This window comes from Rhodococcus sp. (in: high G+C Gram-positive bacteria), from assembly GCF_049286785.1.
GTDB lineage: Bacteria > Actinomycetota > Actinomycetes > Mycobacteriales > Mycobacteriaceae > Rhodococcus_F.
On record NZ_JBAQEO010000757.1, the window covers coordinates 1 to 10,340 of the forward strand.

Consider the following 10,340-nt stretch of genomic DNA (forward strand, 5'->3'; position numbering starts at 1 on the left):
GACGCGGCCCGCTCGGCCACGTACCAGGCTTGGCTCCATCACTACAATCACCACCGACCCCACACCGGACTCGACGGCAAGTCACCTATCGACCGCGTCGGCGTTCACAACGTCCCCACGAATTACAGCTAGTCGTCCCGGTTGCGGCGCAGCACGAACTGTTCGAGTCTCCGAATCCCACGGACACGTCGTGGGCGTAGCTGCTTGAGGTGGTAACCGGGACTGTCCGCCAGCTCACGGGCAAGTTCGTCGTCGATCAACACCGTGCCCGGGCGCGCCGAGCCGGTCAGCCGCGCCGCGGTGTTGACAACAGAACCGTAGAGGTCGCCGAACCGCACCAGCACCGGACCCATCGCGAGACCCACGCGCAGGGCCGGATCGGACGCGTCGGACAGCACCTGTTCCTGCAATCCGAGTGCGATCTCCGCGGCATCGGCCGGCGATTCCACCGCGAACATCACTTCGTCCCCGACCGTCTTCACCACCCAGCCGAGGTGACGTCCGATCACGGACGCCGACATCGACTCGAATCGCTCGAGCATGTCGGCGAGTTCCCGGGTTTCCAGTTCGCGGGTCAAGGACGTGTACCCGACGATATCGGCGAAACCGACCACGAGGGTCCGGCTCGTCACCTCCTCGCCCGGATTCCCCACGTTGCGGCCGGTGGTGGAGGCGACATGCCGGCGCCACACATACCCCTGCAGCGATTCGACGGCGGGCAGGATCTCGGTGCTGAGTGCCCGCACCCGCTCCCGGATGGCCTGCGGATCGCTGTCGACGGAGTCCGCGAGCTGGTCGACGATGTGAGTGCTGATCAGCGATACCTCCCACTCGGCGAGTCGCGACATCGCCTGGCCCAGTGCACGAGCGGCGGCCACTTCTCGTTCCCTCGAGATGATGCCCCTCTCGACGAGGGAGGCGATGGTGCGCAGGGCGAGGGCGTCCCCCTCGGTGAACATCACACCGCCGGGATCGGTATCGGCCGCGAATCCCATGGCCACCCACAGCCGGTCGGCTCGCTCGATCGAGACTCCCGCGAACGAGGCGATGTCGGTCCGGGTATAGGTGCGGGGACCGCCGAGCAGGGATTCTTCGAGGTCGGATTGGATGTCGCGGAGCAGGCTCGGCTCGATCTCCGGTAGTTCCGAGGTCATGCGTTCCACTCACCTGTCTCGTGCGTGCCCGGTCGTCGTTCCCCCAATCTGCCACCGCGCCCTCCCGCCGATGCGGAAACGTCGGTGCGGTGTGCGAGAGTTGCGGTGCTCACGAGCGTAACCAGGAAGCTTCCCGAAAGGACTGCAACATGCCGCCCCGTAGACGTTCCGGCGCCAGCGTGCCGGATCACCTCACCGCGGAGAATCTCGAGACTCTCGCCGCAGCCATCGCGGAGGGTCGGCGAGCAACCGTGTATCTGCGCGAGGCGATGCCCAGTCTCGGACTCGAGGCCGGCGCCTCGGCGAAAGCGCTTTCGGTGCAGGGCAATACGGTGATGATTCGACCCAAGGGCGTCGACGACGAGCTTCCTTTCGAGGCAGAGGAGCTTCAGATGCGACGGACCCCGGCAGCCAAGGTCGCCCCACGTCCCGCGGTGCCGGCTGCGCCCGCGGTACATCACGAACTCGAACCCGGCCCGGTGCCGAGACTCGAGGTCTCCGCGACTCCGGCACCGAAGCCGGTCGCTTCGTCCACTCCGGTGCCCGCCGTATCCAAGCCCGCCGCGTCCCCGGCCAAGCGTCCGAGCAAGAAGGTGCCCGCCGGCGTAAGCGTCACGATCCACGCCGGAGCCGACAACGACTGGAGTGTCACCGTCGCGCACGGCGCCAAGCGTCCCGGCAGGGCCGTTCCGGTGGCACCGGATGCCGTGGAACGCGCGGTGCGTGAACTCGGTGACGAGACCGCCATCGAGGCCGTCGACTCGATCATCGTGGCGGCCCGCAATCTCGCCGCCGCCCGTGTGGAGGAACTGAGTCGTCAACTCGAAGACGCCCGGAAGACTCTCGAGGCGCTCGGCGAGTAAGTCCCCTCATTCCGCCACGCAGCGCGTCCGCGGGGTGGGATTCTGGAGAGACACGCGGCCGTCGGGGTTCATTCCGGGAAGGTTCTGAAAATGTTGAAGCGATTCGCGGCGGTTGTTGCGGCCATACTGGGGATTTTCGGTTTCGTCGCGGTGGGTTCGGCCACCGCAGCGTCTCCGGCCGTGATGGGCGGTGGTTCGGGCATCATCGTGAACGACGAACTGTTGTGTTCGCTCACCACGATCGGTTACGACAATGGGGGCAGACTCGTCGGCCTGACGGCCGGCCACTGCGGCGGTCCGGGCTCGGCGGTGGTGTCGGAAGCCAACCAGGACGCCGGCGTCATCGGCAGGTTCGTCGTCTCGAACCCCGTCCTGGACTACGCGGTGATCGAGTTCGATCGGGCCGAGGTGATCCCGGTCAATCGAATCGGGGGCGTCACCATCACCAACATCGGAGCGCCCGCAATGTTCCCTCAGGTGGCGTGTAAAGAAGGCCGCACCACCGGGAACACCTGCGGAATCGTGTGGGGTGACCTCATGCAGACGCAGGAGACGTGGACACAGGCCTGCGTGGTCGAGGGTGACTCGGGCGCGCCGATCGTTGTCGGCACGACCCTGGTCGCGATGGTGAATGCGTACCTTCTCGCGCCCTGCGTAGGTCCCGAGGTCGGGACCACCATGGTGTCGATCGTGAACAGCATGAATGCCACAGGTGGCCCCGGCGCAGGGTTCCGGCCTATCTAGCCGCAGACGGCGCCGCCGGAGGCGGACCCCACCAGCTTCGTGTACTTGGCGAGGACACCCCGCGTGTACCGGGGAGGAAGTGGCTCCCACCCGTCCCGCCGGGCGGCGAGGTCCTCCTCGTCCACCAGGAGATCCAGGGTGCCCTCGCCGACGTCCAATCGGATCCGGTCACCGTCGCGGACGAAGGCGATGGGCCCGGCATCGACCGCTTCGGGGGCCACGTGTCCCACACACAGGCCGGTGGTGCCGCCGGAGAAGCGGCCATCGGTGAGCAGCAGGACGTCTTTGCCGAGTCCCGCTCCCTTGATGGCGCCGGTGATCGCAAGCATCTCCCGCATGCCGGGGCCGCCCTTGGGCCCCTCGTAGCGGATCACGACGACATCACCGTTCGTGATGGTGCCGTCCTCGAGCGCGTCCATGGCCGCTCGCTCCCGTTCGAAGACTCGGGCGGTCCCGGTGAACACGTCGGAGTCGAAGCCCGCCGATTTCACCACCGCTCCGCCGGGTGCGAGCGAGCCCTTCAAGATGGTGATGCCGCCGGTGGGGTGGATGGGTGACGTCATCGCGCGGAGCACCTTGCCGTCCGGGTCCGGCGGGTCGATCTCCGCGAGATTCTCCGCCATCGTGCGGCCGGTGACGGTGAGGCAGTCGCCGTGCAGCATTCCGGCGTCCAGCAGGGCTTTCATGATGACCGGCACTCCGCCGATGTGGTCGACGTCCTTCATGACGTGCGCGCCGAACGGCTTGACGTCGGCGAGATGTGGAACGCGCGCGCCGACCCGGGAGAAGTCGTCCAGGGTCAGTTCCACCTCCGCCTCGTGCGCGATGGCGAGCAGGTGAAGCACCGCGTTGGTGGAGCCGCCGAACGCCATCACGACGGCGATGGCGTTCTCGAACGACTCCTTGGTGAGGATGTCCCGGGCGGTGATGCCGCGTCGCAGGAGTTCGACCACCGCTTCGCCGCTGCGCCGCGCGAATCCGTCGCGGCGGCGGTCGGTGGCCGGCGGGGAGGCGCTGCCGGGAAGCGACATGCCGAGTGCCTCGGCGGCACTGGCCATGGTGTTGGCCGTGTACATGCCGCCGCACGCGCCCTCGCCGGGGCAGATGGCCCGCTCGATGGCATCGACGTCCTCGCGGCTCATCAACCCCCGCGAACAGGCGCCGACGGCCTCGAACGCATCGATGATGGTGACATCGCGTTCGCTGCCGTCGGACAGTTTCGCGATGCCCGGCAGAATCGTTCCCGCGTAGAGGAAGACACTGGCCAGATCCAGGCGGGCGGCGGCCATGAGCATTCCGGGAAGCGACTTGTCGCAGCCGGCGAGCAGAACGGATCCGTCGAGGCGCTCGGCCTGCATGACGGTCTCCACGCTGTCGGCGATCACCTCGCGGGACACCAACGAGAAGTGCATGCCCTCATGGCCCATCGAGATGCCGTCGGAGACGGAGATGGTCCCGAATTCGAGGGGGTATCCGCCGCCGGCGTGAACCCCGTCCTTGACGGCCTTCGCGAGCCGGTCGAGAGACAGGTTGCAGGGGGTGATCTCGTTCCAGGACGATGCCACGCCGATCTGAGATTTCGCCCAGTCCTCGTCACCCATGCCCACTGCGCGGAGCATCCCGCGGGCGGCGGTTTTCTCGAGTCCATCGGTGACGTCGCGGCTACGGGGCTTCGGATCTGGGCTACTCATGTGTGTCAGCGTAGGCGGGACGGTCGTGGATCGCGGCCGGTGAGCGCAATCAGACGGTCCTGTAGCGGGGCGTCGTCCGGGACGTCGACGGGGGGATCGAACAGACCGCTCTCGGCGAGCATGTCGCGCTGCGCGTCGAGGTCCGACCAGACGGCCTCCACGAGTGCGGGATCGAGAGACTCGTCGGAACCGGTTGCCCGGGCGAGGTCCCACGCGTGGATGGTGACGTCCGCGGTCTGCTGCCGCAGATACGGTTCGAGTGGCACCGTGCCGTAGGACAGGTGCACCTGCATCTGTGGGTCCGCGGACGACCATGCCCGGGTGGCGGCGTCCGAATAGCGTTGCCATTCGGCGCGCATGTCGCCGTGCAGCGGGAGGAGCTCCGGGGTGGCCTCCGCCACCGTCTTGCCTTCCAGTAACGGGGGAACCCACTGCTGCTCTTCGATGACGTGCCGAACCAGCTGGGTCACGTCCCACTCCCGGTCGGGAGTCAGTGCATTCCAGTCGGTGATGGCCGCAACCCGCGTCCCGAATTCGCGGTGCGCCGTGCGTTGCAGCTCGAACCAGTTGAAGGCCATGTTTCTCAGCGTAGGGGTTTCGGGATTTCGATCACGGCGATTTCACGCGATGCGGCGGCCGGTACCTTCGGCAAGGATGGACCCCATGACTTCGATTCCCCCGGCTTCGATTCCCCCGACTTCGATTCCCCCGACTTCGATTCCCACAGTGCAGTTGTCCGAAGGACTCACCGTCAGCGCCCAGGGCTACGGCGCGATGTCCGTCGCACCCGTCTACGGTCCCGTCGACCCGGCCGAAGCGCTCGCTACCTTGCACCATGCCGTCGACATCGGAGTGACGTTCATCGACACCGCCGACGTCTACGGCGAGGGTGCGAGTGAGCGGGCCGTGGGCCAGTTGTTGAAGGACCGCCGCGCCGAGGTACAGCTGGCCACCAAGTTCGGCCTGGTCGGCAACATCGCTGACGGGCAGCGCGGGATCAACGGAAAACCCGGATACGTGGCGCAGGCACTCGAAGAATCGTTGACCAGGCTCGGTGTCGACACGGTCGACCTCTACTACCTGCATCGCGTCGACCCGGAGGTGCCGATCGAGGACACCGTCGGTGCGATCGCCGAGCAGGTGAAGGCAGGCAAGGTCCGGCACATCGGGCTGTCGGAAGCCACCGGCGAAGAACTGCGGCGCGCATCGAAGGTGCACCCCATTGCCGCGATCCAGAGCGAGTGGAGCATCTGGAGCCGGGACGTGGAGAACAAGGTTGTTCCTGCCGCGGCCGAACTCGGTATCGGTTTCGTGCCGTACTCGCCGGTCGGCCGCGGCTTCCTGACCGGAACCTACGACCCCGCGTCGCTCGGAAAGAAGGACCTGCGTCGCAGGTTCCCCCGATTCGGGGACGATGCGTTGCCCGCGAACCTGAAGGTGCTCGACGTCATCCGCGAGGTGGCTGCCGAACTCGACGCGACCCCCGCGCAAGTGTCGCTGGCCTGGCTCGATGCGAAGGGCCGGGAGTTCGGCCTGCCGAGCGTGTCGATTCCCGGCACCCGTTTCGCCGCCCGGGTCACCGAGAACGCCGGGGCCCTCCAGCTCACACTGTCCGCTGATCAGATCGCCCGACTGGACGTGCTCGCCGACATCACGTCGGGTGCCCGATCGGCCGACCAGAAGTGGGTATCCGCAGGCAGGGAGTAACTTCATCTGCAATGAGCAGAGCGTGGTTGGTGTGGGGCGTCGGGGTTGTCGCATATATCGTCGCCGTCCTGCATCGAACCTCGTTCGGGGTGTCGGGACTGGCCGCAACGGACAGGTTCTCGATCGGTCCGAGTGTGTTGTCGAGTTTCGTCGTCCTGCAGATCATCGTGTATGCGGGGATGCAGATTCCTGCAGGTCTGTTGCTCGACCGATACGGCTCGCGGCGAATGATCGCGTCCGGCGCCCTCATCATGGCGTCGGCGCAACTGATGCTTGCGCTCACCGAATCGCTGCCGGTGGCAATCGCCGCACGCGTGCTCGTCGGCGTCGGCGACGCGATGACGTTCATCTCGGTGTTGCGTCTGGTACCGCAATGGTTCCCGCCGCGGCAGGTGCCGCTGATCTCACAGTTGACCGGCATCTTCGGGCAGATCGGTCAGATCCTGTCGGCGCTCCCGTTGATGTTGCTGCTCAGCGGTCCCGGCTGGAACTTCGCCTACGGCAGTGCCGCATCCCTCGGTCTGCTGTCGTTCGTACTCGCGGTCTCGGTGGTCCGTAACGCACCACCGGGACTGGAGGTGGTGGCCGTCCCCGCGGGGATCCGCGAGGTGGGCCGCCAGATCCGAGCCGTCTGGGGACGCCACGGCACCAAGCTGGGTTTCTTCACCCACATGGGCACACAGTTCTCCATCACCACCTTCGCATTGCTGTGGGGCGTGCCGTACCTGCGGTCGGCGCAGGGGCTGTCCGCGGGTGAGGCGGGTGCGCTGCTCACGTTGTCGGTGATCTCGGCGATCGTGTCCGGTCCCGTCATCGGGATTCTGAGCGGCCGGTTCCCGATGCGGCGTTCCTACCTGGTGCTGTCCATCATGGTCAGCAACGCCCTGATCTGGTCCGTTGTGCTGGCCGTGCCCGGTCCTGCGCCGATGTGGCTGCTCGTACTGCTCGTAGTGGTGATCTCGGTGGGGGGTCCCGGCTCGATGATCGGATTCGACTATGCCCGGATGTTCAATCCCAGCACCAGCATGGGAACGGCGCAGGGCATGGTCAACATCGGCGGTTTCCTCGCCTCGCTGCTGGTGATTCAGGCGATGGGCGCCATTCTCGACGCGTTCGGCGGGTATTCGTTCGAGGCGTTCCGGGTGGCGTGGCTCGTCCAGTATCCGGTGTGGATCGTGGCGATCACCGGCGTTCTCGTGACCCGCGGGAAGACGCGGCGCGAGATGGGAGTGGTGCTGCGGCCTCTCCGGCAGGTGTGGAAGGAGCGGGGCGACCGGTAGCAAGTCCTATTTACACTCTTACATAATGTGTAACACTATAACGCATGAGCATCGATCGATCGACGCCTCCGATGCAGTGGGATCGCTGGGGCGCACCCGAGAAGCGCAAGGTTCTTTCCGACGGCATCCGGGCGCTGCTGCAGCAGGCACTCGGAGTCACGATCCGGGAGCCTTCCGGCCGGACGATGGAGGAGGTCCCGCTCGTCCCGAGTGCGCTGTCCGACAGTCACCGCACCGAGCTCGCCGGCATCGTCGGCGAGCAGTACTGCAGCACCGAGCACGCCGACCGGCTGCTGCGTGCCGGCGGAAAGAGCACGCTGGACCTGCTGCGTCGTCGCAGCACCGAAGCGCAGGACGCGCCTGATGCCGTCGTCACCCCGGGTACCGACGACGAGGTGTACGCGGTTCTCCGGTACTGCGCCGACAACGCGATCGCGGTGGTGCCCTTCGGCGGTGGAACCAGCGTCGTCGGCGGACTAGACCCCGTGCGGGAACGATTCGACACCGTCGTGTCGCTCGACCTTCGCCGGTTCGACGACCTGATCGAGCTGGATTCCGAATCCGGTATCGCGACACTCGGAGCGGGAGTGACCGGGCCGCGGGCCGAAGAACTGCTCGGGGCACACGGTTTCTCGCTGGGACACTTCCCGCAGAGCTTCATGTTTGCCACCGTCGGCGGGTTTGCCGCCACCAGGTCGTCCGGCCAGGCCTCCGCCGGTTACGGTCGCTTCGAGGACATGGTGCAGGGGCTGCGGGTCGTGACCCCGAGGGGCGTCCTCGACACCGGTCGTGCACCGGCGTCGGCGGCCGGTCCGGATCTCGGTGAGCTGTTCGTCGGCTCGGAGGGAACGCTCGGGGTCATCACCAGGGCCCGCGTCCGAGTGCATGCGGTCCCGGAGACCACGGTGCGTGAGGGCTGGAACTTCCCCGACTTCGGGACGGGGGCCGCAGCGCTACGCGCACTGGTACAGGAAGGCGCGGTTCCCACGGTGCTGCGGTTGTCCGACGAGGCGGAGACCGGCGTCAACCTCGCCACCACGGACAGGATCGGGGAGCAGTCCGTCGCCGGTGGTTGCCTGGCGGTCACCACGTTCGAGGGCAGTACCGAACACACGGCGGAGCGGCTGGCGGAGGCACGAGCCGTATTGAAGGCGCACGGCGGCACCTCGCTCGGCGAGGAGCCCGGAAACGGCTGGGAACACGGCCGTTTCGACGCTCCCTATCTCCGCGATTCCCTCCTCGACGCCGGCGCGCTGTGCGAGACACTCGAGACTGCGACCAACTGGGGCAACCTCGCGGCGCTGCGCACGGCGGTCACCTCGGCGCTGACGGAATCACTGTCCGGACAGGGCACGCCACCACTTGTCCTGTGTCACATCTCGCACACGTATCCGACGGGTGCGTCGCTGTATTTCACCGTTGTCTGTGCGCAGACGGATGATCCGATCGGCCAGTGGCGCAAGGCCAAAACAGCGGCCGGTGACGCGCTCATCGCAGCCGGCGGAACCATCACGCATCATCATGCGGTCGGAGTGGATCACCGTCCGTGGATGCGGGACGAAATCGGAGATCTCGGCGTCGACATTCTCCGCGCCGTGAAGAACACGGTCGATCCCGCGGGAATCCTCAACCCGGGCAAGCTGATTCCATGAGCACGCACGAGACGATCGAGAAGGTCACGGTACTGATCAACCCGCTGGCAGGGCACGGCCATGCGCCGACGGCCGGCCGGAAGGGGGTCGCACGTCTGCGCGAACGCGGCGTCGCCGTCACCGAGATCATCGGAACGGACGCCGATCACGCCCGCTCCCTCGCCGAGCGGGCCGTGGCCGGCGGTACCGATGCTCTCGTCGTCGTCGGCGGGGACGGTGCGATCAGCATCGGATTGCAGGCCGTGGCGCAGTCGGGGACGCCGATCGGGCTGATTCCTGCCGGCACCGGCAATGATCATGCGCGTGAATTCGGTATTCCCGTAGGCGATCCCGTCGCGGCCGCCGACGTGATCGCCGACGGGGAGGTGCAGGAATCGGACCTCGCGAGGATCACACTCACCGACGGTACGGTCGTATGGGCCGGTACCATCATCGCCAGTGGTTTCGATTCGCTGGTCACGGATCGCGCGAATCGCATGACGTGGCCGAAGGGTCCGATGCGCTACAACCTTGCGATGCTCGCGGAACTCACCCAGCTCCGGCCCCTTCGGTACAGGATCGATCTGGACGATTCGACGGTGAAGGTGAATGCCACCCTCGTCGCCGTCGGGAACGGCCGATCGTACGGAGGCGGCATGCAGATCTGTCCCGGCGCCGACAAGACCGACGGACTGCTCGACGTCACCGTGGTCGACTACGGCCGCCGATCGAGGCTGATCCGGCTCTTTCCCCGCGTCTACAAGGGCACACATGTGGACCTTCCCGACGTGCAGACCTACCGAACGCGGAGAGTCCGGCTGGACTGCGAAGGCATCACCGCCTACGCCGACGGAGACCGGGTGGGTCCCCTGCCGGTGACCATCGACGCGGTGCCGGCAGCGCTTCACATCCTCAGCCACACACCGGCCTGAGTAACCGACTTCCTCGATAGTGTGAGCAGACGTGTCGATCCGACAGTGTCCCGTTCGTCGTCATGTTGTACGGCAACCGCCGTGCGAGGACACCGCACACCAGGAGTCGAACCATGAAGTACTTGATGCTGATCAACGCTGCTTCGGCCGACGCGGCCGCCCAATGCACCGTCGAGGATTGGATGGTCTACGACAAGCAGGTCACGGAGGCGGGCATTGCGGTGGCCAGCGAATCGCTGGCTGATCTGACCACCGCCACCAGGGTGCGAGTCGATGAGGAAGGCAAGCGCACCATCACCACGGACGGTCCGTTCGCCGAGAGCCGTGAGGTCCTCGGC

At 66.6% G+C, this 10,340-nt stretch carries 11 protein-coding genes; 8 read left to right on the forward strand and 3 right to left on the reverse strand.

All coding sequences use genetic code 11. The annotated features are described in order from the left end of the window. The coding region (locus WAW17_RS27370; protein ID WP_422336011.1) for an integrase core domain-containing protein at positions 1–132 on the forward strand (132 nt) is incomplete at its 5' end. Here WAW17_RS27370 and WAW17_RS27375 read toward each other — a convergent pair. Then, positions 129–1,154 carry an adenylate/guanylate cyclase domain-containing protein gene (locus tag WAW17_RS27375; protein ID WP_422336002.1) on the reverse strand — a complete coding sequence of 342 codons (1,026 nt, stop codon included), beginning with the start codon at positions 1,152–1,154 and terminating at the stop codon, positions 129–131. The two genes, WAW17_RS27370 and WAW17_RS27375, sit on opposite strands and share 4 nt — an antisense overlap. A 149-nt stretch (positions 1,155–1,303) precedes the next feature. On the opposite strand from WAW17_RS27375, the gene WAW17_RS27380 reads away from it, so the two are divergent. Both WAW17_RS27380 and WAW17_RS27385 read left to right on the forward strand, forming a co-directional pair. Further along, positions 1,304–2,017: a DUF6319 family protein gene (locus tag WAW17_RS27380; protein ID WP_422336003.1), complete on the forward strand. Its 714-nt coding sequence runs from the start codon at positions 1,304–1,306 to the stop codon at positions 2,015–2,017. Between the two features lie 90 nt (positions 2,018–2,107). After that, positions 2,108–2,761, forward strand: a complete 654-nt coding sequence (locus WAW17_RS27385; RefSeq protein ID WP_422336004.1) for a serine protease — start codon at positions 2,108–2,110, stop codon at positions 2,759–2,761. Here the strand turns inward: WAW17_RS27385 and ilvD are convergent. Beyond that, entirely contained in the window at positions 2,758–4,452 is a 1,695-nt protein-coding gene (gene ilvD / locus WAW17_RS27390; RefSeq protein ID WP_422336005.1) for a dihydroxy-acid dehydratase, read from the reverse strand. The genes WAW17_RS27385 and ilvD overlap by 4 nt on opposite strands. A 5-nt stretch (positions 4,453–4,457) precedes the next feature. Continuing rightward, positions 4,458–5,030 (reverse strand): TIGR03086 family metal-binding protein, encoded by a 573-nt coding sequence (locus WAW17_RS27395; protein ID WP_422336006.1) that lies wholly within the window; start codon positions 5,028–5,030, stop codon positions 4,458–4,460. A gap of 85 nt (positions 5,031–5,115) precedes the next feature. On the opposite strand from WAW17_RS27395, the gene WAW17_RS27400 reads away from it, so the two are divergent. The 5 genes from WAW17_RS27400 to WAW17_RS27420 form a co-directional block, all read left to right on the forward strand. Further along, the gene (locus tag WAW17_RS27400) at positions 5,116–6,159 is read left to right on the forward strand and encodes an aldo/keto reductase (RefSeq protein WP_422336007.1); all 1,044 of its coding nucleotides are present in this window, start codon (positions 5,116–5,118) and stop codon (positions 6,157–6,159) included. Between the two features lie 11 nt (positions 6,160–6,170). Continuing rightward, positions 6,171–7,439, forward strand: coding sequence for an MFS transporter (locus WAW17_RS27405; protein ID WP_422336008.1), 1,269 nt, complete (start codon positions 6,171–6,173; stop codon positions 7,437–7,439). Between the two features lie 71 nt (positions 7,440–7,510). After that, positions 7,511–9,091: an FAD-binding oxidoreductase gene (locus WAW17_RS27410; RefSeq protein ID WP_422336012.1), complete on the forward strand. Its 1,581-nt coding sequence runs from the start codon at positions 7,511–7,513 to the stop codon at positions 9,089–9,091. After that, positions 9,088–10,002, forward strand: coding sequence for a diacylglycerol kinase (locus WAW17_RS27415; protein ID WP_422336009.1), 915 nt, complete (start codon positions 9,088–9,090; stop codon positions 10,000–10,002). Before WAW17_RS27410 ends, WAW17_RS27415 begins: the two co-directional genes overlap by 4 nt. Positions 10,003–10,115: 113 nt before the next feature. Continuing rightward, on the forward strand, positions 10,116–10,340 hold a 225-nt coding region (locus WAW17_RS27420; protein ID WP_422336010.1), incomplete at its 3' end, for a YciI family protein.

Coding starts and splice junctions, on each gene's coding strand:
- WAW17_RS27375 (WP_422336002.1), bottom strand. CDS start 1,154: ATGACCTCGGAACTACCGGAGATCGAGCCGAGCCTGCTCCGCGACATC.
- WAW17_RS27380 (WP_422336003.1), top strand. CDS start 1,304: ATGCCGCCCCGTAGACGTTCCGGCGCCAGCGTGCCGGATCACCTCACC.
- WAW17_RS27385 (WP_422336004.1), top strand. CDS start 2,108: ATGTTGAAGCGATTCGCGGCGGTTGTTGCGGCCATACTGGGGATTTTC.
- ilvD (WP_422336005.1), bottom strand. CDS start 4,452: ATGAGTAGCCCAGATCCGAAGCCCCGTAGCCGCGACGTCACCGATGGA.
- WAW17_RS27395 (WP_422336006.1), bottom strand. CDS start 5,030: ATGGCCTTCAACTGGTTCGAGCTGCAACGCACGGCGCACCGCGAATTC.
- WAW17_RS27400 (WP_422336007.1), top strand. CDS start 5,116: ATGACTTCGATTCCCCCGGCTTCGATTCCCCCGACTTCGATTCCCCCG.
- WAW17_RS27405 (WP_422336008.1), top strand. CDS start 6,171: ATGAGCAGAGCGTGGTTGGTGTGGGGCGTCGGGGTTGTCGCATATATC.
- WAW17_RS27410 (WP_422336012.1), top strand. CDS start 7,511: ATGCAGTGGGATCGCTGGGGCGCACCCGAGAAGCGCAAGGTTCTTTCC.
- WAW17_RS27415 (WP_422336009.1), top strand. CDS start 9,088: ATGAGCACGCACGAGACGATCGAGAAGGTCACGGTACTGATCAACCCG.